Genomic DNA, 24,994 nt, shown 5'->3' on the forward strand with positions numbered 1-24,994 from the left:
GGTGTTTTTGGTGGGGGATGGAGGGTTGAGAAAAGATACCCCTCCTTTCTTCGCTGTCTCTTTGCCTGTCTTACCACCACTCCCCCCCCCCCCCCCCGCGACCGGGGGCTCAGCGACCGGGGCGCTTCGACGGGCTCGGCGACCGGGGCTCGGCGAGCGGGGCGCTTCGATAGGCTCAGCGACCGGGGCTCGGCGAGCGGGGCGCTTCGACAGGCTCAGCGACCGGGGCTGGGCGACCGGGGCGGGGTCAGGCCAGGGGGAAGGTGACCAGGGTTGGGCCGTCGATGGCGGGGGCGGGGAGCGTCAGGTGCAGCGTGGTGCCGATGCGCGTGACGGCGATCGGGGCGCCGTCGGCGAGGACCGCGGAGGAGGCGATGACTGCGGGGGAGACGCCGTCGATCGAGACCTCGCCCGTTGCATCGATGAACGCGTGCGCGTAAGCGCCCGCTGCGCCGTGGCTGCCAGCGGCGCCGCCGGTCCGGGTCCAACGGACCCAGGGGGAGGCATCGGCCGGGCTCGGGGCGGCGATCGCCGCATCGAGCGGCCTCGACGCGAAGACCGTGTGACCGTTCACGGCGTTCCACGCCCCGAGGTGTTCGAGCGTGCGGCGCTGCAGCTCTGGCACCGTTCCCGCCGCCGTCAGCCCGACGTTCAGCAGGAAGTTCCCGCCCCTCGACACGATGTCGACGAAGTGCTTCACCGCGGCCGGCCCGTCCAACAGGTGCGTCTCGTCCTCGCGCGTGTTGTGCCCGAACGAGTAGCCGACCCCTCGGCAGTTCTCCCACCCGCCGTCGCCCTCGACGGACAGCCCGTTCTGGTACTCGCTCGTGCGGAAGTCCCAGTGGGTCTCGCCCCAGCGGTCGTTCGCGACGCCATCCGGGGTCTGGGCGTAGAACTGCTCGAACAGCCGCTCCATGCTGAACGGCCCTGACGGCTTGCCGGCATCGGGCCACTCGATGTCGCCCCACAGGATGTCTGGGCGGTAACGCTCCAGGAGATCCGCGACGTGCGCGTACGCGTACTCGGCGTAGGCTGCGTCGACCGGTCGTCGGAACGCCTGGTTGTCGGCTGTGATGGGCGGCAGTTCGGAGAAGTGCCAGTCGAGGCCGCCGGAGTAGTAGACGCCGAAGCGGAGTCCGGCCTCCCTGGTCGCCTCCGCGAACGCGCCGATGAGGTCCCGCTTCGGCCCGCGGGCGACCGTGTTGCGGCCGTCGGTGCCCGGGGCCTCCCACAGGGTGACGCCGTCGTGGTGCTTCGTCGTGGGGATGAAGTAGCCGGCGCCCGTGCGCTTGACGAGGTCGATGACGTCGGTCGGATCGAAGTCCTCCGCCTGCCACCGGTCGATGAAGTCGTCGTAGGGCGCCCCGCCGAAGGCATCGCGTTGGTGGGCCGCAGCTGGGCTGCCCTCCACCCTGATGGTGTTGAAGTACCACTCCGCATAGGGGTTGTGCTTGAACCAGTGCTGCTTCTCGATCGTGCCGAGTTCGCCGATGGGTTCGGCCCACGCCGGAACCGAGTACGGGCCCCAGTGGACGAAGATCCCGAGCTTCGCATCGCTGAACCAGGCCGGGATCTCGCGCTCGAAACGCTGGTAGTTCTCGGGGCGGACGGGGTTGTCGGTGAACATTGCCACGCTGATTCTCTTTCCTTCTCCATTGATGGATTGCGCGAATTGCCGCTTGCCCATATCCTATAGGCAATAGCGTTTCAGTCCACCCCCGGGACTGGGCGCCAATCCGAAACGTCGAATCATCGCTCAAAGGAGAGTTCTTTTCGTGGAATCAACACTCCTGGAAACATCGCCGGTGGAATCGGCGCCGACACCCCGGCGCGACGCATTCATCCGGCCGACGGACTTCCGACTGCCCGGCGGTCAATGGTTCATCGGCGCGGGCTTCGGACTCTTCGTGCACTGGGATCACGCCAGCCAGCAGGGCATCGAGATCTCCTGGCCGCTCGTCGGCCGGTCCATCATCCACGGCGTCGACGAGGTCGAGGACGACGTCACCGTCGAGCAGTACCAGTCCACCGCCGCGACCTTCAACCCGACGGAATGGGACGCCGTCCGGCTCGCCCGCCTCGCCAAGCGGGCCGGCGCCACCTACGTCGTGTTCACGGCACGCCACCACGCCGGATACGCGATGTTCCACACGGGAACGTCCGACTTCGGCATCGAGCACTCGCCGTTCGGCCGCGACATCACGCGGGAGTTCGTCGAGGCGATCCGCGCGGAGGGCATCCGCGTCGGCATCTACTACAGCCTCTCCGACTGGAACCACCCCGACTACCCCAAGTTCGAGATGAGCGACCGCCCCTACGCGCTCGAACACTGGCCATCCGCAGGAGACCCCGCGATGGCCGGCACCGAGGTCGCCGACGACAAGCACCGCCGCTCCACACCAGAGCAGTGGGCGCGCTACCAGGAGTACCTGCGCGCACAGCTCACCGAACTCCTCACCGGCTACGGCACCATCGACCTCCTCTGGTTCGACGGCGAATGGGAGCGTTCGGAAGAGGAATGGAACAGCGCCGGCTTGCGCGCGTACATCAAATCCCTCCAGCCCGATGTCGTCATCAACGACCGACTCCTCGGGCAGGGCGACTACGAGACGCCAGAGCAGGGCTTCCCCGTGACCGCGCCGAGCGGCCCGTGGGAGCTGTGCCTCACCATCGGCCAGATGTGGGCCTGGCGCCCCGGCGACACGAAGAGCAAGAGCACCACGTCCCTCGTGACGACGCTCGTCGAGGTCGCGAGCCGCGGCGGCAACCTCCTGCTCAACATCGGGCCGAAGGGCGACGGCAGCCTCAACGAGTCGCAGGTCGAGACGCTCGACGAGATCGGCGGTTGGCTCGACCGGCACGCGGAGAGCGTCATCGGCGTCTCACCGACCGTCGGCGTCGACTACTACGGCCCGTCCACCGCACGCGAGGGCACCCTGTACCTGCACCTCGTGATGCGGCCCATCGAGCAGGTCGTCGTCCGCGGCATCCCCGTCGGCCGGATCAGCGGCATCCGCCTCCTGGCGACGGGGGAGCAGCTGCCGTACGAGATCAACTTCGAAGTGCACGAGCAGACCGCGGCCGGCGAGGAGCCGCTCGGCGAGGTGCTGATCGCTGCGCCGGCGGCGTCCGGGTCGGTCATCGATGTGATCGCGATCGACTTCCGGTGATCTGACGGTCCGGGGGCTGCCCTTCGACAGGCTCAGGGACCGGGCTTTCCAGTAACTCAACATCCGGAGCCCTTCGACAGGCTCAGGGACCGCACCGCCGGTCCCTGAGCTTGTCGAAGGGCCCGGAAAACCCACACACCACCACACACGTTCACAGCTGTATCCAATGAAGGAGGCACCACACGTGAGAACACACACCAAGCGCACCGCGGCCAGAGTCGGCACCGCACTCGCACTCGCCGGATCGATGATCGCCCTGGCCGGATGCTCGGGAGGCAGCGGCGGCGAAAGCGCCGGCGGCCCCATCTCGATGTACACCTGGGTCGGCAGTCAGAGCGACCGCGACCAGTGGCAGGCGTTCGTCGACCTCGGCAAAGAGGTCGACCCGACGCTCGACGTCACGATCGACGGACCGAGCTTCTCCGACTACTGGACCAAGGTCAAGACCCGCCTGAGCGGATCCAACCCGCCCTGCCTCCTCACCACGCAGGCGGCGCGAGCCCAGGAACTCGGCGGGCTGCTGCTGCCCCTCGACGACCTCATCAAGGAGCACAAGTTCGACACGTCCGAGTACGACGCGTCGATGCTCAAGGGTATGACCGTCGACGGCACCATCCGCGCCATCCCTTATGACGCCGAGCCGATCGTCCTCTTCTACAACGCCGACGCCTTCAAGGCCGCCGGTCTCACGGAGCCGGGCACGACGTACACGCGTGCCCAGTTCATCGCCGATGCGAAGGCCCTCACCACACCGGACCACAAGGCGCTCGCCATCCAACCGGGCTTCTTCGGCACCAACGCGTGGACGATCGCCGATGGTGCGGAGGCGGTCAAGGACGGCAAGCTCGACCTGACCAACAAGAAGCTCGTCGACCAGGTGCAGTCGTTCTTCGATCTCGTGAGCAAGGAGGGAATCGCCGCTGCGCCGGGCGCAGCCGACGGTTCCGACGTCTCGCAGGCGGCGTTCACGAGCGGCGCGGTCGACATGCTCATCGAGGGTCCGTGGATGTACGGCACGTTCCATGACGCCGCCAAGTTCACCATGGGCGTCACGATCGTGCCGAGCACCTCCGGTGAGGCGCACGGCATGACCGCCGGCTCCGGCTTCGGCATCGCCAAGAACTGCAAGGACCCGGAGGGCGCGTTCAAGGCCATCCAGGCGATGACGGCGAAGAGCGTCCTCGAGGCGCAGGCCGCGAAGCGCGGCATCGTCCCCTCCCGTCCTGACGCTCAGGCGGCCTGGGCCGAGGGCAAGTCGCCCGAGTCCTTCGCGGCGGTGCAGGCGCTCCTCGCGAACGCGACGGCGCAGCTGACCACCCCGACCTGGAACCAGGTCGAGACGCTGTTCACCCAGTACGGCGTCGAAGGTTACCGGGGTGACAAGACCGCTGAGGATGTGCTGGGCACGATCCAGCACTCGGTGGGGCAGTAGACAGATGGCCACGCCACTGCACCCGGGTGCCGTCCTCCCGACAGGGAAGGCGGCACCCGCCGCCCCGGCGACACGCCCGGTGAGCGTGCCGCATCCGACGCCGCCGCGCGCCGGACGCAAGAAGCGGGGCGACGGTCTCGTCGCCCTCGCCTACCTGTGGCCGGGGCTCGCCGGGTTCACGTTCTTCATCCTCGTGCCGCTCGCCGGATCCCTCGTCATCAGCCTCTTCGAGTGGCCGTTGTTCGGCACACCGAAGTTCATCGGCATCGCCAACTATCAGAAGCTGTTCGCGGATCCGACGTTCTACACGGTCCTCCTCAACACGGTCATCTTCGCGTTCGTGTACACGGCGCTGAACCTGGCGCTCGCGCTCGCCGTGTCGCTGTGGCTCAACACGCGCATCAAGTTCGCCGGGTTCTGGCGGGTCATCTTCTTCCTCCCCGCCATCACCCCGATGGTCGCGAACGCGCTCGTCTGGCGTCTGATGCTGAGCGACAACGGCATCGTGAACTCCGGCCTCGCATCGATCGGCATCCAGGGCCCCAGTTGGCTCTCCGACTCCTCGTTCGCACTTGGCGCCGTCATCACGATGTCGGTGTGGCAGTCGTTCGGGTACAACGTGATCGTGCTCTCTGCCGGCCTCGGCAGCATCCCGAAGGAGATCCTCGAAGCGTCCAGGATGGACGGCACGAACTCGTGGCAGCGGCTGAAGTCGATCATCCTCCCGATGATCTCGCCATCGCTCTTCTTCACCATGACCATGACGATGATCGGTGCGTTCCAGGTGTTCGTGCAGCCGCAGATCCTCACGCAGGGCGGGCCGGGGGAGTCGACGAACACCTTCGTGCTCTACCTCTACCGGAACGGCTTCGTCTTCGACCGGCTCGGGTACGCGTCGGCGCTTGCCTGGATCCTGTTCATCGTCGTGATGCTCATCACCGCCCTGCAGTTCGCCGGGCAGAAGAAATGGGTCAACTATGACAAGTGAAACCGCAACCAGGGTCGTGCGGCCGCGCATGCGCCGCGCCCAGCGGGTGCAGGCCGCCAAGACGTGGGGCAACACGCTCGCCGTCGCGATCGTCGCGCTGATCTTCACGTTCCCGTTCATCTGGATGTTTTTCACCGCGCTCAAACCGGAGTCGGAGGTGTTCTCGCCGACGCCGTCGTTCATCGGTTCGGAGATCAAGTGGTCCAACTTCTCCGACGCGTGGACGCTCGTCCCGTTCGGGCGGTTCATCTTCAACGGCTTCTTCGTCTCGATCATGGGCGCCCTGCTGTCGATCATCGTCGCCGTGTTATCCGCCTACGCGTTCTCGCGCCTGCGCTTCAAGTACCGCGACCGCATCTTCCTGCTCTACGTCCTCACGCTCGTGTTGCCGCAGGAGGTGCTCGTCGTCCCGCTGTTCATCATGATGAACCAGCTCGGGCTCGTCGACTCCTACGCAGCCCTCATCATCCCGTTCGCGTTCACGGCGTTCGGCACGTTCCTGCTGCGGCAGTTCTTCCTCACGATCCCGATCGAGTTCGAGGAGGCTGCGCTCATCGACGGCGCCTCCCGGTTCCGCACCCTGTGGTCCGTGCTGCTGCCGCAGCTCAAGGCCCCGCTGTCGGTGCTCGCCGTGTTCTCGTTCATCGGGTACTACAACTCGTACCTGTGGCCGCTCATCATCATCAACAGCCAGGAACTCGCGACGGTTCCGCTCGGACTGCAGATGTTCACGGGCGAGCACGGGACGCAGTGGAGCCTCATGATGGCGGCCGCGACGCTCGCGGTCATCCCGTCGCTCATCATCGTCGCCGTCCTCCAGCGGCAGCTCATCAAGGGTGTCGCGCTCGGCGGGTTCGGCGGTCGATGATGCGATCCACTCCTCACGCACCTCACAGAAAGCACACGAGATGACTCTCACCTCACCAGATCTCACAACGGGCATCGACGGCACGATCGTCAGCGCGGAGGCGTGGCTGAGCGACCTCGAGGTCGAGACCCTCCGAACCGATGCGGTCCAGCAGTTCCTCAAGCAGGAGACCATCTTCGTGCGGATCCGCACCGCCGGCGGTGTCGAGGGCCTCGGCTACAGCTACACGATCGGCACGGGTGGCCGGGCGGTGCTCAGCCTCCTGCGGAACGGGCTGCTCGACGTCCTCATCGGCCTCGACGCGAACCGCCCGGAGGCCGTGTGGCGGGCGCTGTTCACCTCGACCAGGGCGACGACCGTCGGCGTGATCAGCTCCCTCGCCTTCGCAGCCGTGGACACGGCCGTGTGGGATGCGCGCTGCAAGGCGGCCGGCCAGCCGCTCTGGGAGGCGGCCGGAGGCGCCAGGCCGAGCATCCCGCTCTACGACACCGAGGGCGGATGGTTGCACATCGACACCGACGAGCTCGTGCAGCAGGCGCTCGCCTCCCAGGCCCGGGGGCTCAACGGTGTGAAGATCAAGGTCGGGAAACCGCGCGGGCACGAGGACTTCGAGCGGCTCGCGGCCGTGCGTGCCGCGGTCGGGCCGGGCCTCGACATCATGATCGACGCGAACCAGTCGATGACGGCCGCGGAAGCCATCCGGCGGGCGGCGCTGTTCGAACCGCTCGACATCTTCTGGTTCGAGGAGCCGCTCCCGGCCGAGGACATGGACGGGCACCGCCGTCTCGCAGCATCGACCACCCTGCCGGTCGCCGTCGGCGAGAGCATGTATTCGATCGGCCAGTTCCGCGAGTACCTGCAGTCCGGTGCCGCATCGATCATCCAGGTCGACGTGGCCAGGGTCGGCGGCATCACGCCGTGGCTGAAGGTGGCGCACCTCGCGGAGGCGTTCAACGTGTCCGTCGCGCCGCACTTCCTGATGGAGCTGCACGTGTCGCTCACCTGTGCGGTGCCGAACGCACTCTACCTCGAACACATCCCGCAGTTGCGGGCCGTCACACGGACGGAGATGGCGATCGTCGACGGTCGTGGCATCGCGCCGACGGATCCGGGTCTCGGCATCGATTGGGATCTCGACGCGATCGAGGATCGACGCGTCGAATGATCGTCCTGACGGTCCCCATACATCGGATCTTTAGGGAAGAATGAGCACTGTGAATAGCAACGACGCCTCCACCGCATCTCTCAGCTCCGGCGCTGCCGCCGAGTCGGCCGCCGGGTCAGCCGCTGGCTCAGCCGCTGGCTCAGCAACTGGTTCCGCAACCGTTTCCGCAACCGTCCTGCCGACGCAACGTCCGTTCGGGAGGTCCGGCCTCACGGTCGGGCCCATCGGATACGGCGTGGCAGCACTCGGCAACCTGTACCGACCGCTGCCGGACGACGTCTGGCCGGAGTGCGTCCCGGCGGCGTGGAAGGCCGGGATCCGCTACTTCGACACCGCCCCGCACTACGGGCTCGGTGTGTCGGAGGAGCGACTGGGGGAGGCGCTGCGCGATCTCCCACGCGACGAATACGTGCTGTCGACCAAGGTCGGGCGGGTCCTCGAACCGAACCCCGACTACCGGCCGGGCGACACCGACATCGCGAACCTGTTCGACGTCCCGTCGACGCGGCGGCGACGTCTCGACTACTCGCGGGACGGGATCCTGCGGTCGGTGGAGGACAGCCTTGTGCGGCTGGGGGTCGATCACATCGACGTGCTGTTCGTGCACGACCCGGACCAGTTCGAACGCGAGGCGCTCGACGGAGCGTTCCCGGCACTCGAAGAACTGCGCTCGCAGGGCGTCATCCGCTCCTACGGCGCCGGCATGAACCAGTCGGCGATGCTGACGCGATTCATCCAGCAGACCGACCTCGACATCGTGATGTGTGCCGGTCGATACACGCTCCTGGACGGTGCGGCGGAAGCGGACCTGCTCCCCGTCGCCGCCGAGCGCGGGGTCACCGTGGCCGTCGCATCCGTCTTCAATTCGGGGATCCTCGCGACCGAACGGCCGATCGAGGGTGCGACGTTCAACTACTCCGCGGCATCGCCGGAGCTCGTCGCGCGGGTGAACCGGATCGCCGATGTGGCGGCCGGGTACGGTGTGACCGTCCCGCAGCTCGCGGTGCAGTTCCCGCTGCGGCACCCGGCCGTGTCGACCGTGGTGCTCGGTGCGGATTCCGCCGCGCAGATCGAGCGGAATGCGACGCTCGGGTCGCCGGAGGTTCCGGAGGCGCTGTGGGCAGAGCTTGAGGCAGAGGGCCTCGTCGCGGCGGTGGGGGCATGAGCGGGGTTGGTGCGGGTGGCCTGAGTGCTGGTGCTGGTGCTGGTGCTGGTGGCGTGAGCGCTGGGGGTGCCGGTTCGGCCAGCGGCTCTGCGGGTGCACGGCAGCGTGTCGCCCTGCATTCGGTCGTCCGCGAGGGTGCTGAGGCCGGGTACGACGAGGCGCATGCGACCGTCCCCGACGAGCTGCTCGCATCGTTCGCTCGGGTCGGCATCCATGATTGGACGATCTGGCGCAGTGGGCGCGATCTGTTCCACGTGGTCGATTGTGACGACTTCGTTGCCGCGATGACGGCGCTCGACAGCGATCCGGCGAACGATCGGTGGCAGGGGTTCATCGGACCGTTCGTCGATCACTTCGTCACGACGGTCGCTGGTCCGGCCGGCATGCTCGTCCCTGAGGTCTGGCGGCTGACCGTCCAGCGCGCCGCCGTCCGCTAGCCGCCCGCCTGCGGCGCTCTGCGGTGCGGTGCAGAGCTGTGCAGCGCAGTGCCGTGCAGTGCAGTGCAGCGCAGCGCTGGTATGGCGAGCAGGACTGCCATGTGGGATTGCCATGCAGGGTGATCAGGTACGGGTGACGATGTCATCCTGCTGGGTGAGCGCAACGCAATAGCCCCGGCGATATGCTCGATTTTTCAGAGCAGGGATCGTTCCGGGGCTTTCGGGTCAAGCGTAGCAAGCACTTCTGGGGGAGTCCATGGCGTCTGTGCCGGACGAGGACACCCTGTCGGGTTGGGTCAGCGATGAACGACTCGGTCGATATCGCGCCGCGGGTGTCGATGTGTGTGGACTGTATCTGTGGAACGCGGAGCTGTCCGCTGCCTGTTTTCAGCTCATCGGGCATGTCGAGGTACTGCTCCGCAGTGCGATGCACACCCAGCTCGCGCGGCATTCCCCGGATGGTCGATGGTACGTGGACTCCAAGTACTCGTTTCAGGAGCCAGCCCGGCGCAGTATCGAGCTCGCGCAGCGCCGCGCGCTGGCAACCGGGCGAGACTCGCCGGGGAGGGTCGTGGCCGAGTTGTCGTTCGGCTTCTGGCGATTCCTCCTGACCAGTCACTATCAGACCACGGTGTGGCCCCGCATCGCACCCGGATTCACGGGGGTGCTGAGACATGAACGAAATCGGGAATCCTTCGAAGCGGCAGTTTTAAGGCTTCACGACCTTCGCAATCGGGTTGCGCATCATGAACCGGTCTTTCATCAGCCGATTCGTGAATACATCGCCGACGCGCTCTTCATCGCGCGCCATATCGACGAGCGCGCGGCCCGCATGCTTGCAGCGCACTCGTCGGTGGGTGACGTTTTGGAGAGGCGACCAGACTGAGTTTCAGCTCGCGAGCTGTCAGTTGTGGCTGTTCTGGCGGGGCGAGAACCGCCAGGACTGACAGTTCGCGGGCTGGGCCGGGTCGGGCGGGTCGGAGGGGCAGACGGAGGGGCAGGCGGCGGAGCAGCTGGACGGTCAGGGGGTCGGCCAGAGTGCCCGGAGGATCGCGATGGCGTCGTCGAGGGAGACCTGCGCATCGTCGGCGGCCTCCGCGAGGGAACGGGCGCGCTCGATGACGGCCTGCGGCGCGCGGGAGGCACCTGGCGCGACCCGGGTGCCGGCCGCCGTGCGGGTGATGACGAGGCCATCGTGCTCGAGCGCCTTGTAGGCCTTCGCGGCCGTCGCCTGCGCGACCGCGAAATCGCGCGCCGTCTGCCGGACGGTCGGCAGGCGTTCGCCGTCGCCGAGCCGGCCGGAGCGGATCGCGCCGCGGAACAGTTCGGCGATCTCATCGGCCGAGCTGGGCGTGTGCCCGGTCATCGAGCGGTCCCGACGTGTGCGTCCTGACCGACCGGGTCGATGCCGGACGAGGCGAGACGTACGCGACCCGCGGCTCGCGCGGCCCGCGCTGCCCGAGCGGTGTCGACGGCGAGTCGGAGGAGGAATGCGACGCCTGCCGCTTGTAGGAAATAGCCGAGCAGGTTCATCGGCCTGGCGAACGCATCGTATCCGCTGCCCACATACACCCGTGTCGTCGAGACGTTCTCCGAGATCCATTCCTGATCCAGACCGACGGTCGCCTGCCCGATCGACCCGGCGTGCATCCATTCGGCGCCAAGCGTGGTGACGAGGCCGCCGAACAGGATGAGGGTGAACATCCGAGCGGTCAGCTCCCGCTCCACGCGGATGCTGGAGGCGGAAGACCGTGCGAACATCGGACGATTCGCGTCGGCGCGGAGTGCGACGACGAACGCGGCGCCGGCGCAGGCGAGTGCGATGAGCATCGCGAGCTGGTTCGGCCAGCCGACACCGCCGATGTAGCCGAAACCGCTGTTGAACGGCATGTAGATCGGGAGATCGGTGTGTTCGGGGACGTTCCCGAAGAACGTCCCGTCCTCCGGAGCTGTCGTCGCGATGGCGATCTGCCAGAGCGCGGTGAGGGCGAGTGCTCCCGCGAGGATGCCCGTGATCCACACCAGTGTTCGCGGAGCGAAGGCATTCCACGGGCGGCGAGGGGCGATCGCGCGCTCTCCCGGAGCGGGCAGCGGCACGGCGCGGAGGGCGATGCCGGCGACCGCGACGACGATCGCCGCGGCCACGAGCGGCGCGGGTCGGCGCCACCATCCGTCGAAACCGGAGACGTCTTGGGACGACGCCGCGATCCAGCTGACCACGGTCGCCACCGCGACGACCAACACGGAACCGGCGACTCCGGCCCACACGAGCGTGGCGCCCCGACGGCCGGACGGTGGAAGCAAGACGATGCGACGGGGGACGACCCAGGACAGTGCGAAGAGCGCGGCGCCGAAGGTGATCGCCGCTTCGAGTGGCGGCAGCGCTTGTCGGATGGTGAAGATGATCATCATGGGGTCGGACATCGGTATCGTGCCTCCAGGATTCGGTGTCGCGGTGTCGCTCACGGCTTGTGCTGCCAAGCTAGCACAAACTTGTGCTACCTGGGCAGTGCAAGTTGCCGGCCTGGGGAGCCCCGGCTCGCGAGGTGAGACATTTCGTCGTCCAGTGCGCCGATTGTCGACGAGTTGCCTCCCCTCGCGCGGGTTGACGGGCGCGGGGAGGGCGGGAGCGCGTGCGGGCTAGACGACTCGCGCGGACATGCGCGCGTGGGACTGCGTGATGTGGTCGAGCATCGCCTGGGCGGCGCGGTCGGGATCGCGATCGCGCAGGGCGGCGAGGATCGCATCGTGTTCGTCGGATGTCTCCTCGGCGATGCCGTGCTTGAAGAACAGGCGGTAGAGGTGCATGTGCGCGCGCAGGCGGACGACGGCTTCCGCCAGGAGATCGTTGCCGGAGAGCTCGGCGATGGCGTGGTGGAACGCTGCATCGCGATCGGCGAACGCGCGGTAGCTCTCGTACGTGTCCTCGGCGCGGGCCGCAGCATCCGTCCTCGATGCTCCGCCGGCGGCCGCAAGCGCGGGGTGGCCAGGATCGCGGGCATCCTCGTGCATCTGCTGCACGAGCGCTCCGAGGTCGTCGAGATCGTGCTGCGACGCCCTGGTGGCGGCCAGGCGGGCGCCCTCCGGTTCGAGGAGGGTGCGCATCGCGAACAGTTGGTCGAGGCCCTCTGCGTCGAGGAGTTCGGCCGCCGTGTAGCCCTTGAGGGTCTCCTTGGTGACGAGTCCCTCCGATTCGAGGCGGGTCAGCGCTTCCCGCACGGGTGTGGGGGAGACCTTGAGCATCCGGGCGAGGCCCTCGATGCTCGCGCGTGATCCTGGCTCGATGACCTGGTCCATCAGCAGGGTCAGGAGGGCGTCGTACACGTCGTCGACGAGCGCGCGCCGGGGTGGCAACAAGTCCCGGACGGGATCGATCGCGCTGGTCATGTCCGTAATCCTAGCGCGATTCAGAAAATCAAATAGCGTATAGGGTTCCCGCGAGTTCCGACATTGCAGAATTCAGGAAGGTTCACGGAATTCAGGACGATGCCGCGGCGAATCGCCCCGAATCGTCCTGAATGCCGCAAAAGTTCCTGAATTGTGGAACCCGCTTGGGTGGGGGCGGCGGGTGGGGGCGGGCGCGGGGAGGAGGTCAGGGTGCGGTTGGGGCCAGGAGCTCCAGGATCGCGGACGTGGGGCCGGTCTCGCCGAGCTTGGGGAAGATGTTGGTGACGCTGTGCGTGTGATTGGTCTCGTCGAGGTCGGTCATCGCATCGGTCGCGAGGGTGACGTTGAATCCGTGCTCGTACGCTGCGCGTGCGGTCGATTCCACGCCGATGCTCGTTGCGATGCCGACGACGACCACCTGCGTCACCCCGAGATCCGTGAGGTGCGCGGCGAGTGAGGTGTTGTGGAACGCACCCCACGTGAGCTTCGTGACCGTGTGGTCGGACGGCTGCTGATCGAGCTCAGGGACGAGGTCCGTCCAGTCTGCCGGTCGGGATCCGCCGGCGTTGCGGTTGCCGAGATCGGTGCGGCCGGGGGCGCCGCCCGCGACGTTCACCAGGACGACGGGGAGGTCGCGGCGTCGGAACGCGGCGGCGAGTTCCGCGGCATTCGCGATGACGGCATCGGCCGGGTGCGCGGTCGGCAGTGAGGCGATGCCGCGCTGCAGGTCGACCACGATGAGGGCGGTGCGTTCGTCGAGCGTGGTGATGGGCATGTGCGTTCCTGTTCGTGTTCGGTTGCGTCGTGTGGGAGTTCGTCGTGTCGTGTGGAGGTGCGGATGTGGGGGCGTCGTGTCGTGTCGTGTGGGATTGCGGATGTGGGGGCGTCGTGTCGTGGGTGCGTGGAGATCGGTCGTGTCGCCGCGGAGGCAGGCTCGCGCCGCCGATTGCCCGGACAGCCCGGACAGCCCGGATGACCCGCGCGTCCCGAGTGGCGGCGCGTGGATTGCTGCGACGCTGCGGCGGTGAATGGATGGAGATCGGCGGGCGATGGCGAGGTTCTCGGCCCTGGCCCGACTACTGTTCGAGGATCTTGCGGATCAGCTTCCCCGCATCGAGCAGCTGTTGTTGTTCGGTTCCGCTGAGGTGTGTGTGGATTGCCGATGCGAGCCAGTCCTCGCGGGCGGCGCGTTCCGTCGCGAGCGTGGCTCGGCCGGCATCGGTCGCGCTGAGGAGGGTGCGGCGTCCGTCTTCCGGGTCGCGGCTGCCGGCGATGAGGCCGCGTTCTTCGAGGGAGGCGACGGTGGCGCTCATCGACTGGGTGCGGACGCTCTCGGCCTTCGCGAGTTCGGTGACGCTCGACGGGCCGTGGCGGTCGAGCCTCGAGAGCACGGCGCCCTGCGACCAGGTGAGCTCTCCCGATGCCGACTCCTCGCGCAGCCGGCGGATGAGCATGCCGAAGACCACGCGCAGTTCGGCGACCTCTGCATCGCGCGATGTTGCATCCATACGCCCAGCGTACGCCTGGGTAGCGCAACTACCAAGTCTGCCTGCGTATCTGTCGGCAGGGTCACAGGATGCCGCACTGTTCACAATTCCGGAACGCCGACGCTTGTTGCGACCCCTCGCGGCCGATCGGCGGCGTGTCGCGCGGAATCGGCCGCAGAGTTCCGGAATTGCGGACTGCCGGGGCGGCGGGAATGCCGATAGGTTCAGCACATGATCGCCGCCGAACGATGGCCGTCCCGCTTGTACGCGTGGGCCGAGCGCATGTGCACCGCCGACGCCGTCTACGGGTCGATCCTCGTGGCCGGCCTGATCGTCGCCGTCATCCGCAAGGACGTGCTGACGCTCACGAGCATCTTCCCGATCGTCGCCACGGTGATCGCGTTCTGGCTCGCGCACGTGTACGCGAACGCCGTCGCCGATCACACCGTGGTCGATGGCCGCGTCATCCCGATCTGGCAGGCGTTGCGGAAGTCGGCGGTCCACTCGCGCGGCCTGCTGCTGTCCGCCGCGATCCCGATCGCCTGCCTCGCACTCGGCACGCTCGGGATCATCCCCGGCCCGGTGTCGACGAGTCTTGCGCTGTGGGTCGTCGTCGGGATCCTCGCGTTCCTCGGCTACTTCGCGTTCGAAGACCGGGGATCGAGGATGCCGGCGCGCATCCTCGGGTCGATCGTCACGGCCGCGTTCGGGATCGGGCTCATCCTGCTGAAGGCGGTGCTGCACTGAGTGTGAGGGGTGGAGTGTGGAGTGCGGAGTCCGGGACGAGGGGTGGTTGACCCAAACTACGACGCGATGTAGATTGCCTACGAGCATTAGGTTTGAGGACGACGACAGGAACGGGACATGGCACGCGCTGGACTGACACCGGAGCGTTTGGCGCACGCCGGCGCAGCACTCGCCGACGAGATCGGGTTCGACCGGGTCACCGTCGCCGAGCTCGCCCGCAGGTTCGACGTCAAACCGGCGAGCCTGTACTCGCACGTCCAAGGATCTGAGGATCTGAAAGTGCGCATCGCGCTCGTCGCCCTCGATGAACTCGCGGACCGTGCGGCGGATGCCATCGCCGGGAGGTCCAGGCGGGACGCCATCGCGGCCCTCGGCAACGCCTATCGCACCTACGCGACGGAGCATCCCGGTCGGTTCGATGCCGCCCACCATCGGCTCGATGCCGAGACCGCCGCGAGGAGCGCTGGCTCTCGGCACTCGCAGATGACGCGGGCGATCCTGCGCGGCTACGAGCTGGGGGAACGCGATGAGACGCATGCCGTCAGGCTCATCGGCAGCACGTTCCAAGGGTTCGTGACGCTCGAATCGAGCGGCGGATTCGATCACAGCGATCCGCCGGCCGACGAGAGCTGGGAGCGGATCATCGATGCGCTCCACCAGCTGCTGCAGAACTGGCCGCACTCAGCCGTCGGCGGCACGCCCTCCAACCATGCACCCACCAACGACGCGACTTCGACGAACTGAGAAAGACACGACCATGACCACCGACATCTGGACGATCACGACCCCGATCGACGGACCGTACGTCCGCGGCGCCCGGGAACTGGAGCGGACCGAGCGCGGCACGCTGCCGCATCGTCTCCCCGCGATCGCGCGCGAGCAGGCGAACGACGCCGCCCTGTCGCTGGTCGAATCGCAGCCGTCGGCGGTGCGGATCGTGTTCCGCACGGAGGCGACGACGATCGAACTCGACACCCTGCGCACGCGCACGACGTACGCGGGCATGCCGCCGCGCCCGGACGGGCTGATCGACCTGGTCGTCGATGGGCGGGTCGTGGCGGAGGCGTCCACGAGCGGTGGCAACACCATCACGCTCGGCGCGGGTGAGCCGCAGGTCGACAACGGACCCGTGTCCACGATCCGTTTCGAGGGTGCGGCGGACGGGCTGGTCGCCGGCGTCAAGGACGTCGAGCTGTGGTTGCCGCAGTACGAGACGACGGAGCTCATCGAACTCCGCACCGACGCGCCGGTCGAGCCGATCCCCGCCACGGGCAAGCCGGTATGGCTGCACCACGGCAGCTCGATCAGTCACGGGTCCAATGCCGCGAAGCCGACCGGGATCTGGCCGGCCGTCGCATCGCGGCTGGGTGGCGTCGACCTCGTCAACCTCGGTTTCAGTGGGAACGCGTTGCTCGATCCGTTCACGGCGCGTGCCATCCGCGATGCCGAAGCCGACGTCATCAGCGTCAAATTCGGCATCAACGTGGTCAACCTGGATCTGATGCGGTTGCGTGCGTTCGGGCCGGCGGTCCACGGATTCCTCGACACGATTCGCGACGGGCACCCGGACACGCCACTGCTGGTGGTCACACCGATCTACGGCGGGAGCCACGAGGACGTTCCGGGCCCTGGCGGGTTCGATGCGGAGGCGCTCTCCGCCGGAACGGTCCGGTTCGTCGCGACGGGCGATCCGGCGGAGGTCGCCGCTGGGAAGCTCACGCTGCAGGTGATCCGTGCGGAGTTGGAGCGGATCGTGCGCGAGCGCGCCGCCACCGACCCGAACCTGCACCTGTTGAACGGGCTGGACCTCTACGGCGAGCAGGACGCCGAGGAGCGACCGCTGCCGGACGGCCTGCACCCCGACTCCGAGACCCATCAGCTGATGGGTGAGCGGTTTGCGGCGTTCGCGTTCAGCGAGGGGGCGCCGCTCGCCGTGGAGTGAGCGGGCGCTCCCGGATTTGTTAGGGTGGCGCGGTGAGTGCTGAGTCGTCGACCGCGTGGGGTGGAGGACGTGCGCTCGGCGGATTTGCGGGCGGACGACCGGCGCCTGGGCGACCGGCGCCTGGGCGACCGGCGCCTGGTGTGAATCGTGCGAATCGCGCGCTCTGGCGCGGGATGATCGCCATCGCGCTGGTGCTCCTCGCGATGCTGTGTGTGCTCGGCGGCCATGCCGATCGTGAACACGGCGCGATGAGCGGTGGCCTGGCCGGTGGGGGAACGGCCGTCGGCGCCGATGCTGTCGGTGCGACCAACGCCGTCGGCGTGCTGAGCACGGTCGCCTCGTGGACCGCGACAGACCTCGTGCACACCGTGATGCCGGGCGACGAACCGACGGAACTCGTCGAAGGCGTGTGCGCCGGCATCGCGTGCCTGGCGATCCTGACACTCGTGCGGATCATCGGCGCACGGCCTCATCTGATCCGGCCGATGCCCGGTGGTTTCGCGATGCCGCGGGTCGGTTCGCGCACACCGGCAGCACCGTATGCATCGGCCCGCGTCTCGACGGGGATCCTGCGCAGGTAGTGGGGCGTTGCGGCGCGCTCACCCGCGCCAGTCGTGCAGGAGTCAGCACGCCTTCGTGCGCGCCCGCACGGCATCCGGGCCGACCCGGACCCGTCCACACCCCCCCTCGACGATCGCCACGCGATCAGTCGTCAGCGTAGAAAGCCGTCCTCATGAACCGCAGCACGCCGAACAGCCGCAAGAGCCCGAACAGCCGCAAGACCTCCAACACCCGCAAGACCTCCAACACCCGCGCGTCAGACGCCCGCTCCACACTCGGAGCGCGTTCACCCGTGGCCCAGCCGAAGCCGTACGGCCTGAAGGCCAGCACCATCTGGACGATCGTGTTGGCGCTCGTTGTCGTCATCGTCGTCGCGACCGTGTGGATCACCTCTGCCGTGAACCAGGCCAATCGTGCCCAGCCTGCATCGACCTCCTATCCGCCGGCGATCGCCGATGACAGCCATCGCCTCGACGACCCGGCCGGCAGCACGGTGACGGTCGTCGAATTCCTCGACTTCGAGTGCGAGGTCTGCGGGGCCGTCCACCCGAGCATGGAACGGCTCCGCGCGGAGTTCGGCGATCGTGTCACCTTCGCCGTCCGCTACTTCCCGATCCCGGCGCACCAGAACTCGATGAACGCGGCCGTCGCCGTTGAGGCCGCCGCGCAACAGGGGGAATTCGAGGCGATGTACCAGCGCATGTTCGAGACGCAGGCCCAGTGGGGCGAGCAGCAGGATTCCAAGGCGGAGGTGTTCCGCGGGTTCGCGAGCGATCTCGGGCTGGACCTGGCCGCGTACGATGCGGCGGTCGCCGATCCTGCGACCCGGGAGCGAGCGCAGGCCGACTTCGATGCGGGGCGGGCCCTCGGAGTACAGGGGACGCCGACGATCTTCGTCAACGACCGGCCGATCGAGATCCGATCCGAAGCCGACATCCGTGCGGCGATCGAGGGTGCGCTGGGTTGAGGTTGCGCCTGGTCGGGCACTTCGACAAGCTCAGCGACCGGGTTTGGGCGCTCGGGCGGCAGCTTCGGGCGCTTCGACAGGCTCAGTGACCCGCGGGTCAGGTCATTCGCCTGACCGGTCTGGCCCGGTCCCTGAGCTTGTCGAAGGGCAAAATGACGCCACACGGAATGCCGCGACGCGCGCGCTGGTTGCCTGCTGAGGGCGGCGACCGACACGAGCGCACGGACTCGTGGGCACGCCGCCATCGGATCTCGACCGGACGAGACGTCCAGGTCGAGCAGTGTGAAAGGAACGGTCATGACAGAGACCAACGCCGCAGCAAGCGGCACGTTCGCCCTCGGCGGCGACCTCACCGTGAATCGACTCGGCTTCGGCTCGATGCAGCTCACCGGGTCCGGTGTCTGGGGAGACCCGAAGGATCCGGATGAAGCGGTGCGTGTCCTGCGTCGCTCGGTCGAACTCGGTGTGAACTTCATCGACACGGCCGACTCCTACGGCCCGTTCGTCGCGGAACTGCTCATCAAGCGTGCCCTGCACCCGTACGCCGACGACCTCGTCATCGCGACGAAGGCCGGTCTGTCGCGTCAAGGTCCGAACAAGTGGACCGCCATCGGTCGCCCCGAGTACCTGCGGCAGCAGGCCGAGCTGAGCCTGCGTCACCTGGGACTCGAGCGCATCGACCTGTTCCAGCTACACCGCATCGACCCGGCTGTGCCGCTCGAGGACCAGCTCGGTGAGCTCGTCGCGCTGCAGCAGGAGGGCAAGATCCGTCACATCGGTCTGTCCGAGGTGTCGGTCGCCGAGGTCGAGGCCGCACGGAAGATCGCGACGATCGTGTCCGTGCAGAACCTCTTCAACCTGAGCAACCGATCCGCGGAACCGCTGCTCGACTACGCGACCGAGAACGGCATCGGCTTCATCCCGTGGTTCCCGCTCGCGACCGGCGCGCTCGCGAAGGACGACGGTCCGCTCGCCGAGCTTGCCGCCAAGCACGATGCGTCGCCGTCGCAGCTGGCGCTCGCCTGGTTGCTCAGGCGTTCGCCCGCGATGCTGCCGATCCCCGGTACATCGTCGGTCGCGCACCTGGAGGACAACGTCGCCGCTGCATCGATCGAGCTGACCGATGCCGAGTTCGACGCGTTGACCGCGGCCGTCTCGGCCTAGGCTGCTCCGCCTCGCGAGTCGCGGCACGCTGTCGTCCCCGCTGCCCGGGGATCGCCGCTGTGCCGCGACTCGCGGAGAATCGGGCCGGGATGGGTCCGCTCGATCGACAGGACGAGTCCGATCGCGGCACCCGCGGCCAGCAGCGCGGTTCCTCCTGCAGAGAGGAACGGGAGCGGAACTCCAAGGACGGGCAGGAACCCGAGGACGACAGCGATGTTGATTGCCACTTGCGACAGGAGCCAAGAGGCGACTCCTCCGATGGCTATCTGGCCGAACAGCCCGGCTTCGGCTCGAATGACGCGATGGAGTCCGAGCGCCACGAGGAGAAACAGGCCGAGTGTGAGGAGCGATCCGATGAAGCCCAGTTCTTCGCCGATGATTGCGAATACATAGTCGCTGTCGGCTTCGGGCAGCCAGCCCCACTTTGCGGTGGAGTTGCCCAAACCAACGCCGGCGAGGCCTCCGCGAGCGAGGGCCCACTCCCCATGGAGCGGCTGCCAGCAGAGATCGTAATAGCTCGCGGTGTCGGTGTGGCAGTCCACATTGACGTAGTGCAGCACCCGCATGACCCGGTTGGGTCGGATAGCGGTCATGATCAGCGCGGCCACTGCTCCGCCTGCGGCGGTGAGCGCGATCGTACGGAATCGGATGCCTGCGGACAGGAGCGTGCCGAGCAGGAGGGCGGCCATGACGAAGACTGTTCCGAGGTCTCCACCGATGAGGTTGATCCCCATGGAGGCGACGGCGATCGGGACGACCGGGATGATCGCATGCTTCCACCGGCGGAGCCGTCGGTGTTTCGCGGTCAACACCGTGGCAGCCCAGACCGTCAGTGCGAACTTCACGGCCTCGGACGGTTGCGCAGTGAACGCGCCCACACGGAGCCAGTTTCGATTCCCGCCGGACTCGTACCCGAGCGGCGTGTACACGAGCACTTGCAGCACAAGAGCCGCCAGGAGCAAGGGCCATGCCAGCCGGCGCCACCAAGCGGCGGGGACCGCCCGTGCACCCCACATCGCCCCGAATGCGAGCAACGCGAACAGGGCGTGCCGCTTGAACCCGCCGAACGGGTAAGTTTCCGCACCCGGGGTGGAGGCGGAGAGGGACATGGTGGTGCCGAGTGCGAGCAGCGCCGTCGTGCTCCCCACCAGCAGCGCAGCACGAGTGGATAGAGGATTGGATGTTCGGCGCAGAACGATGCGAACTCGACGAGGCGATCTGGCCTGCCGAGGCGCTGGCGTGGACGCGCCGTCAGTTGACACAAGCCACATCGCCCGGCGGCGTCGGCTGCGTCGGCTCCTCCAGGGAATGCCCGGGTGCGCCGTCAACGTCGACACCGGATGGTTCAGGGACGGGTTCAGGGGCGGGTTCAGCGGGGGCGGCCCCTGCAAGGATGCCGGCAACCACCGCTCGTATCTCATCGACATCGACGAAGTTGACGGCCTGATCGTCGACATACCCGAAGGACGATACGGGGAGTGTCACAAAGTCGATCTGCCCGTCGACAAGGTGCTTGGCGCGCTGCGCGAAGGTGAGAAGGTCGAAGTCGGTATCCACGGCCACGGTGCGCGAGACAGTGTCGAGCAGAGTCTGGACGCGGTCGAGATCCGTCAGAGTCTCGGCCTGACGCACCTTGGTCGCAAGGGACCTCAGAAACGCTTGCTGACGGTGCGTGCGATCCAGATCCGTCAGGTTCAGGTCCGAGTCGCCGGTGTCTCGCCGCTGCCGCACGAAACTCACCGCCTGCTTCGCATCGATCTCTTGAACACCGGCCGGGAACGCGGCGCCCGAGTACGCATCCTCAGTCGCCGCATTCAGGCAAACCGTCAGCGGCTCGACCGCTTTCGCGACTTCGAAGAACCCGCCCATCGTGACTTCGATGAAGTGATCGATCCGTACGCCGCCGAGGAAGTCGGACACCGTGCTGATCTGTGTCTGTCGGCCCGCCGCGCGCGCCAGCTGGTACGCCTCCGCCTCGTCGATACCTTCGTCGGTGAGAGCGGAGAGCGTCTCGGAGAACGCGAGGCCGTACGCCTCCTTGATCTTGCCTTGCGCAGTGCCCCGCGGCGCACCTGCGAGGTCGACGTAGTCATCGCGAGGAATGGATATCCCCGTGGCGGAGCCCTCGCGCGGGATGTGCATGAGCATCAGCACGTTGGCGTTGTAGCCGCCGTCCGTCTCATCGCCAGCCTGCAAAGCACCATACACGTCCGCCCCCAACGGATCACCGTGTTGGTCGACTCGGCTGTCCAACCCGATGATCAACACGTTGAGGTCCTCGGATGTGAGGGCACTGTCTTCATCACGGACGGGGAGCGTGAAGGACGATCTCGGCAAGCTGTCCACGAAGTCGACATACCTCCACGAGACGTACGTCGTCCCCGCCACGATTGCCGTCACCAGTACGGACAAGGAGACAAGCAGGCGCCGCCTCCGCTTCGCCCGACGCCGGCGGGTGTTGGGAGCGGATCGTTGAAGTGTCTCAACCGACATGCGTATCCTCCAAAGTTCTCAAATGCTCATGGCCGGCTCTCGGAGAGGCGGTTTCATCCCGCTGAGACGGGGCCGGGGTAACACTGATCGTCGTGTCAGGGGAGTGGGATCCAGCGCAGTGCGTTGTGGGTGGTGAATACCGGTGAGTGCGGCCAGGCGTGCGGTGACGTGAATGTCGTTGACGGGTGCCGGGGTGCGTTGGTCAGGATCGTGCCGTCGGCAGGGTCGACTTCGATGACGCGCTCATCAGCCGTCGTGAGGAATAGCGTGCCGCTGTGTTCGCTGAATGCCATGGACGATGGCTGCGCGGGCAACGAAACTGCATGCTCGGGATTCCAGACGCCGTGCTCGACGGTGCTGAGGAACGGCGAGCCATCACGAATCTCAGCGACGTAGATGACATTCTCTGGGCCGTGGGCGACGGAGCTCGCGACGACTTCAAGAACGGTGACGGGCTCGCCCCCGGTGGTGAACAGGTCGTGACGGTGCTCTCTGGTCGTCGCCAGCACCCAGGTGCTGTTCGCCCCGGCGTCCGCGCGCGGTCTGACAGGGAGCTGCAGCCGTTCCGTCACTCCTTGGATGCGTACGATGTTGCCGTTGAGGGTGAGCTGTTGGCCTGAGCCTCGCATGCCAGACAAGTGGGTCAACTGCATGTGGTTGCTTGAGCCGCCGCCCAACGTCTCCCATTGGAAGCCGGCATCGGAGTGCTTCAGGATGAATATCCCTTCGTAGTAGCCGTTCCAAGTGGTGACGAGCCATGAGTCGCGCTGGCCGCTGGGAACGATCGTCGACACACCCCAATCGTGCTGTGCGCTGGCCGATTTCTCTGGTGCGCCGACCTCGTGCATTGTGCGTGCAGCAAGCGAGACGCTCCACACCTTGGACGACCGCGTAATGAGGACCTCATCGGACGTCCGGCCGGGTACCGCGGAGTGCGGGGTGGACGGAACGGCGACCGACGGTGCTTGCCAATTCACATCGATGGCTCCGGTGCTGGCAGCAGCATCGGTGACGTAGGCGGAGGTCGTCGACCCGATCAGTGCCGAGGAGAGAATCAGCGTGAGCGCGGTCACTGAGCCGATAGCGAGGCGCAGATGAGCTGGACGGCGAGATCGAGAGGCGTTGTCGGGATGTGTCATCGTGTGTGCTCCGGATTCGTGTTGGTTCCTCCACACCCTGCCGGTCCGCGAGAACCCTCCGGGTCGTCAGTGCCGGATATAGGTGCGGCGACCCCGAGTGAGCAGTGAACGATTGCATGATGTGCGTGTGGGCCGGGTGCGCCTCAGTGCGGTGAATCGTCGTGAGCATCCACCGGTGCGACGACGATCTCACGCCGCTCTCCGCTCATTTGTTAGAGATTTCTAACTTTTCTTTCGCGTGTCTCGAAGTCTTCGCCATCGTGTGCTGATATCTCTATATGTGGCTCTTCTGGGAGGAGCGCCCACTACATATAGCGATTTGGAGACAGATCTTGATGGATGCCGAACGATGAGCGCACTCATCTACTTTTCGAGCGTCTCGGAGAACACGCGACGATTCGTCGATCGGCTGGAACGCCCGACGACTCGAATCCCGCTCCGTCCTCGAGTCGACGGCGAGCTGATGGCGAAACAGCCCTTTGTGCTCGTCGTCCCCACGTACGGCGGGGGTGGCGCGGGCGCGGTACCCCGTCAGGTCGTGCGATTCCTCAACCATGCATCAAATCGATCACTGTTGCGCGGCGTGATCACGGCTGGAAATACGAATTTCGGCGAGGCGTACTGCCTGGCCGGAACGGTCATCTCGGCTAAATGCGGCGTCCCCCAGCTGTACCGTTTCGAACTCTTGGGCACGGACGCAGACGTCGAAGCCGTCTCGGCGGGCCTCGATCGATTCCCACTCGACTCAGCACTCCCCACTCCGACTCGTCGACCACAGACTCACCCCACCAACATCCCAACTGCACCGGAGTCATCATGACTGATACGATCCCGTCCATCCCCACCCCCACGCACACCGCAGCGGTCTCCCCACCCGGGTACCGCGACGACCCGCTCGCCCCACTCCGCCCCATCAACTGGAACGACATCGTTGACGAGAAGGACCTCGAAGTGTGGAATCGACTCACGGCCAATTTCTGGCTTCCGGAGAAGGTCCCGCTCTCGAACGATGTCGCCGACTGGCAGCAGCTCAGCCCCGCCGAGCGGACGATGACGATGCGGGTCTTCACCGGACTCACGATGCTCGACACCGTGCAAGCCACCGTCGGAGAGATCTGCCAGATCCAGGACGCCCGCACCGAACACGAGGAAGCGGTCTACACGAATATCGCGTTTATGCAGTCCGTTCATGCGAGGAGTTATTCGTCGGTGTTCTCCACGCTCACGAGCACCCCTGAGATCGACGCCACCTATCAGTGGGCGATCGGCAACGAGTTGTTGCAACGCCGTTGCAAGACCGTTCTGGCCCACTACTACGGCGACGACCCTCTCAAACGCAAGGTCTCGTCGACCCTCCTGTCCTCCCTGCTGCTGTATGCCGGGTTCTACCTGCCGCTGTATTTCTCCTGCCGCGCACGTCTGACCAACACCGCCGACATGATTCGGTTGATCCTCCGCGACAAGGCGGTGCACGGTTACTATGCGGGGTACAAGTACCAGCGCGGGCTGGAGGCGTACACGCCCGCCGAGCGGGAGGCGATGCGCGAGTTCACGTACGAGCTGCTCGACGAGCTCTACACGCTCGAACTCTCGTACTCCGCCGAACTGTACGAACCGTTCGGGCTCATGGACGATGTGGCCTCGTTCGTCCGGTACAACGCGAACAAGGCGCTCATGAACCTCGGTTACGCGGCCCGGTTCCCCGCCGATGCATGCCGGGTGAGCCCGGAGATCCTCGCTGCGCTGTCTCCGGGAGCCGATGAGAATCACGATTTCTTCTCAGGCTCGGGCTCCTCGTATGTGATGGGGAGAGGCGAACACACCGAGGACAGCGACTGGGACTTCTGAGCGGGTCGCGTTTTCTCTCGCGCGTAGGACCCTC

25 protein-coding genes are annotated in these 24,994 nt (G+C 66.8%); 16 read left to right on the plus strand and 9 right to left on the minus strand.

Annotation, left to right across the window (positions count from 1 at the left end; genetic code table 11):
* Positions 1 to 247: 247 nt before the first annotated feature.
* On the minus strand, positions 248 to 1,627 hold the full coding sequence (locus tag ACL9RL_RS12985; protein ID WP_422780936.1) for an alpha-L-fucosidase: 1,380 nt from the start codon (positions 1,625 to 1,627) through the stop codon (positions 248 to 250).
* A 148-nt stretch (positions 1,628 to 1,775) separates the two neighbouring features.
* Here ACL9RL_RS12985 and ACL9RL_RS12990 point away from each other — a divergent pair, with 148 nt between their 5' ends.
* The 8 genes from ACL9RL_RS12990 (at position 1,776) to ACL9RL_RS13025 (ending at position 10,111) form a co-directional block, all read left to right on the plus strand.
* The gene (locus ACL9RL_RS12990) at positions 1,776 to 3,170 is read left to right on the plus strand and encodes an alpha-L-fucosidase (RefSeq protein WP_422780688.1); all 1,395 of its coding nucleotides are present in this window, start codon (positions 1,776 to 1,778) and stop codon (positions 3,168 to 3,170) included.
* Positions 3,171 to 3,354: 184 nt separating this feature from the next.
* Positions 3,355 to 4,602: an ABC transporter substrate-binding protein gene (locus tag ACL9RL_RS12995; RefSeq protein ID WP_422780689.1), complete on the plus strand. Its 1,248-nt coding sequence runs from the start codon at positions 3,355 to 3,357 to the stop codon at positions 4,600 to 4,602.
* 4 nt (positions 4,603 to 4,606) lie between these two features.
* The gene (locus ACL9RL_RS13000) at positions 4,607 to 5,590 is read left to right on the plus strand and encodes a carbohydrate ABC transporter permease (protein WP_422780690.1); all 984 of its coding nucleotides are present in this window, start codon (positions 4,607 to 4,609) and stop codon (positions 5,588 to 5,590) included.
* Positions 5,580 to 6,458, plus strand: a complete 879-nt coding sequence (locus ACL9RL_RS13005; RefSeq protein ID WP_422780691.1) for a carbohydrate ABC transporter permease — start codon at positions 5,580 to 5,582, stop codon at positions 6,456 to 6,458. The genes ACL9RL_RS13000 and ACL9RL_RS13005 overlap by 11 nt, the downstream gene beginning before the upstream one ends.
* A gap of 40 nt (positions 6,459 to 6,498) precedes the next feature.
* Positions 6,499 to 7,623 carry a mandelate racemase/muconate lactonizing enzyme family protein gene (locus ACL9RL_RS13010; protein WP_422780692.1) on the plus strand — a complete coding sequence of 375 codons (1,125 nt, stop codon included), beginning with the start codon at positions 6,499 to 6,501 and terminating at the stop codon, positions 7,621 to 7,623.
* A gap of 175 nt (positions 7,624 to 7,798) precedes the next feature.
* Positions 7,799 to 8,788, plus strand: a complete 990-nt coding sequence (locus ACL9RL_RS13015) for an aldo/keto reductase (RefSeq protein ID WP_422780937.1) — start codon at positions 7,799 to 7,801, stop codon at positions 8,786 to 8,788.
* Entirely contained in the window at positions 8,785 to 9,225 is a 441-nt protein-coding gene (locus ACL9RL_RS13020) for an L-rhamnose mutarotase (RefSeq protein ID WP_422780693.1), read from the plus strand. Before ACL9RL_RS13015 ends, ACL9RL_RS13020 begins: the two co-directional genes overlap by 4 nt.
* Positions 9,226 to 9,481: 256 nt before the next feature.
* A complete protein-coding gene (locus tag ACL9RL_RS13025) occupies positions 9,482 to 10,111 on the plus strand; it encodes an Abi family protein (protein ID WP_422780694.1) in 630 nt (209 codons plus the stop codon).
* Between the two features lie 135 nt (positions 10,112 to 10,246).
* Here ACL9RL_RS13025 and ACL9RL_RS13030 read toward each other — a convergent pair whose 3' ends face one another.
* From ACL9RL_RS13030 to ACL9RL_RS13050, 5 genes are all read right to left on the minus strand, one after another.
* A complete protein-coding gene (locus tag ACL9RL_RS13030; RefSeq protein WP_422780695.1) occupies positions 10,247 to 10,591 on the minus strand; it encodes a GntR family transcriptional regulator in 345 nt (114 codons plus the stop codon).
* Positions 10,588 to 11,649, minus strand: coding sequence for a hypothetical protein (locus ACL9RL_RS13035; protein ID WP_422780696.1), 1,062 nt, complete (start codon positions 11,647 to 11,649; stop codon positions 10,588 to 10,590). Before ACL9RL_RS13035 ends, ACL9RL_RS13030 begins: the two co-directional genes overlap by 4 nt.
* 216 nt (positions 11,650 to 11,865) lie before the next feature.
* On the minus strand, positions 11,866 to 12,612 hold the full coding sequence (locus tag ACL9RL_RS13040) for a GntR family transcriptional regulator (protein WP_422780697.1): 747 nt from the start codon (positions 12,610 to 12,612) through the stop codon (positions 11,866 to 11,868).
* Positions 12,613 to 12,817: 205 nt separating this feature from the next.
* Positions 12,818 to 13,387 (minus strand): isochorismatase family protein, encoded by a 570-nt coding sequence (locus ACL9RL_RS13045; RefSeq protein ID WP_422780698.1) that lies wholly within the window; start codon positions 13,385 to 13,387, stop codon positions 12,818 to 12,820.
* Positions 13,388 to 13,688: 301 nt separating this feature from the next.
* Positions 13,689 to 14,120 carry a MarR family winged helix-turn-helix transcriptional regulator gene (locus tag ACL9RL_RS13050; protein ID WP_422780699.1) on the minus strand — a complete coding sequence of 144 codons (432 nt, stop codon included), beginning with the start codon at positions 14,118 to 14,120 and terminating at the stop codon, positions 13,689 to 13,691.
* A 210-nt stretch (positions 14,121 to 14,330) separates the two neighbouring features.
* Here ACL9RL_RS13050 and ACL9RL_RS13055 point away from each other — a divergent pair, with 210 nt between their 5' ends.
* From ACL9RL_RS13055 to ACL9RL_RS13080, 6 genes are all read left to right on the plus strand, one after another.
* On the plus strand, positions 14,331 to 14,846 hold the full coding sequence (locus ACL9RL_RS13055) for a hypothetical protein (protein WP_422780700.1): 516 nt from the start codon (positions 14,331 to 14,333) through the stop codon (positions 14,844 to 14,846).
* 117 nt (positions 14,847 to 14,963) lie between these two features.
* Entirely contained in the window at positions 14,964 to 15,590 is a 627-nt protein-coding gene (locus tag ACL9RL_RS13060; RefSeq protein WP_422780701.1) for a TetR/AcrR family transcriptional regulator, read from the plus strand.
* A 13-nt stretch (positions 15,591 to 15,603) separates the two neighbouring features.
* Positions 15,604 to 16,788, plus strand: coding sequence for an SGNH/GDSL hydrolase family protein (locus ACL9RL_RS13065; RefSeq protein WP_422780702.1), 1,185 nt, complete (start codon positions 15,604 to 15,606; stop codon positions 16,786 to 16,788).
* Between the two features lie 32 nt (positions 16,789 to 16,820).
* Positions 16,821 to 17,369, plus strand: a complete 549-nt coding sequence (locus ACL9RL_RS13070; RefSeq protein ID WP_422780703.1) for a hypothetical protein — start codon at positions 16,821 to 16,823, stop codon at positions 17,367 to 17,369.
* Positions 17,370 to 17,521: 152 nt separating this feature from the next.
* Positions 17,522 to 18,316, plus strand: coding sequence for a DsbA family protein (locus ACL9RL_RS13075; protein ID WP_422780704.1), 795 nt, complete (start codon positions 17,522 to 17,524; stop codon positions 18,314 to 18,316).
* A 297-nt stretch (positions 18,317 to 18,613) separates the two neighbouring features.
* Complete coding sequence (locus ACL9RL_RS13080; protein ID WP_422780705.1) at positions 18,614 to 19,480, plus strand: aldo/keto reductase; 867 nt, start codon at positions 18,614 to 18,616, stop codon at positions 19,478 to 19,480.
* On the opposite strand, the gene ACL9RL_RS13085 is transcribed toward ACL9RL_RS13080, so the two are convergent.
* The 3 genes from ACL9RL_RS13085 to ACL9RL_RS13095 all read right to left on the minus strand — a co-directional run bounded on the left by ACL9RL_RS13085 (position 19,477) and on the right by ACL9RL_RS13095 (position 23,046).
* On the minus strand, positions 19,477 to 20,628 hold the full coding sequence (locus ACL9RL_RS13085) for an FtsW/RodA/SpoVE family cell cycle protein (RefSeq protein ID WP_422780706.1): 1,152 nt from the start codon (positions 20,626 to 20,628) through the stop codon (positions 19,477 to 19,479). The genes ACL9RL_RS13080 and ACL9RL_RS13085 overlap by 4 nt on opposite strands.
* Before the next feature lie 103 nt (positions 20,629 to 20,731).
* Entirely contained in the window at positions 20,732 to 21,748 is a 1,017-nt protein-coding gene (locus ACL9RL_RS13090) for an LCP family protein (protein ID WP_422780707.1), read from the minus strand.
* Positions 21,749 to 22,068: 320 nt separating this feature from the next.
* The gene (locus ACL9RL_RS13095) at positions 22,069 to 23,046 is read right to left on the minus strand and encodes a hypothetical protein (RefSeq protein ID WP_422780708.1); all 978 of its coding nucleotides are present in this window, start codon (positions 23,044 to 23,046) and stop codon (positions 22,069 to 22,071) included.
* Between the two features lie 415 nt (positions 23,047 to 23,461).
* On the opposite strand from ACL9RL_RS13095, the gene nrdI reads away from it, so the two are divergent.
* Together nrdI and nrdF are read left to right on the plus strand one after the other, a co-directional pair.
* On the plus strand, positions 23,462 to 23,932 hold the full coding sequence (gene nrdI / locus ACL9RL_RS13100) for a class Ib ribonucleoside-diphosphate reductase assembly flavoprotein NrdI (RefSeq protein ID WP_422780709.1): 471 nt from the start codon (positions 23,462 to 23,464) through the stop codon (positions 23,930 to 23,932).
* The gene (gene nrdF / locus ACL9RL_RS13105; protein ID WP_422780710.1) at positions 23,929 to 24,960 is read left to right on the plus strand and encodes a class 1b ribonucleoside-diphosphate reductase subunit beta; all 1,032 of its coding nucleotides are present in this window, start codon (positions 23,929 to 23,931) and stop codon (positions 24,958 to 24,960) included. The genes nrdI and nrdF overlap by 4 nt, the downstream gene beginning before the upstream one ends.
* Positions 24,961 to 24,994: the final 34 nt, after the last annotated feature.

This window comes from Plantibacter sp. Mn2098 (assembly GCF_049319745.1).
Classification (GTDB): domain Bacteria; phylum Actinomycetota; class Actinomycetes; order Actinomycetales; family Microbacteriaceae; genus Plantibacter.

Excerpts from the sequence above, each read along its gene's own strand:
- ACL9RL_RS13030 (WP_422780695.1), bottom strand. The coding sequence starts at position 10,591 with ATGACCGGGCACACGCCCAGCTCGGCCGATGAGATCGCCGAACTGTTC.
- ACL9RL_RS13075 (WP_422780704.1), top strand. The coding sequence starts at position 17,522 with ATGAACCGCAGCACGCCGAACAGCCGCAAGAGCCCGAACAGCCGCAAG.
- ACL9RL_RS13025 (WP_422780694.1), top strand. The coding sequence starts at position 9,482 with ATGGCGTCTGTGCCGGACGAGGACACCCTGTCGGGTTGGGTCAGCGAT.
- ACL9RL_RS13035 (WP_422780696.1), bottom strand. The coding sequence starts at position 11,649 with ATGTCCGACCCCATGATGATCATCTTCACCATCCGACAAGCGCTGCCG.
- ACL9RL_RS13020 (WP_422780693.1), top strand. The coding sequence starts at position 8,785 with ATGAGCGGGGTTGGTGCGGGTGGCCTGAGTGCTGGTGCTGGTGCTGGT.
- ACL9RL_RS13000 (WP_422780690.1), top strand. The coding sequence starts at position 4,607 with ATGGCCACGCCACTGCACCCGGGTGCCGTCCTCCCGACAGGGAAGGCG.
- ACL9RL_RS12985 (WP_422780936.1), bottom strand. The coding sequence starts at position 1,627 with ATGTTCACCGACAACCCCGTCCGCCCCGAGAACTACCAGCGTTTCGAG.
- ACL9RL_RS13055 (WP_422780700.1), top strand. The coding sequence starts at position 14,331 with ATGATCGCCGCCGAACGATGGCCGTCCCGCTTGTACGCGTGGGCCGAG.
- ACL9RL_RS13045 (WP_422780698.1), bottom strand. The coding sequence starts at position 13,387 with ATGCCCATCACCACGCTCGACGAACGCACCGCCCTCATCGTGGTCGAC.
- ACL9RL_RS13050 (WP_422780699.1), bottom strand. The coding sequence starts at position 14,120 with ATGGATGCAACATCGCGCGATGCAGAGGTCGCCGAACTGCGCGTGGTC.
- nrdI (WP_422780709.1), top strand. The coding sequence starts at position 23,462 with ATGAGCGCACTCATCTACTTTTCGAGCGTCTCGGAGAACACGCGACGA.
- nrdF (WP_422780710.1), top strand. The coding sequence starts at position 23,929 with ATGACTGATACGATCCCGTCCATCCCCACCCCCACGCACACCGCAGCG.
- ACL9RL_RS13065 (WP_422780702.1), top strand. The coding sequence starts at position 15,604 with ATGACCACCGACATCTGGACGATCACGACCCCGATCGACGGACCGTAC.
- ACL9RL_RS13005 (WP_422780691.1), top strand. The coding sequence starts at position 5,580 with ATGACAAGTGAAACCGCAACCAGGGTCGTGCGGCCGCGCATGCGCCGC.
- ACL9RL_RS13010 (WP_422780692.1), top strand. The coding sequence starts at position 6,499 with ATGACTCTCACCTCACCAGATCTCACAACGGGCATCGACGGCACGATC.
- ACL9RL_RS13080 (WP_422780705.1), top strand. The coding sequence starts at position 18,614 with ATGACAGAGACCAACGCCGCAGCAAGCGGCACGTTCGCCCTCGGCGGC.
- ACL9RL_RS13040 (WP_422780697.1), bottom strand. The coding sequence starts at position 12,612 with ATGACCAGCGCGATCGATCCCGTCCGGGACTTGTTGCCACCCCGGCGC.
- ACL9RL_RS13060 (WP_422780701.1), top strand. The coding sequence starts at position 14,964 with ATGGCACGCGCTGGACTGACACCGGAGCGTTTGGCGCACGCCGGCGCA.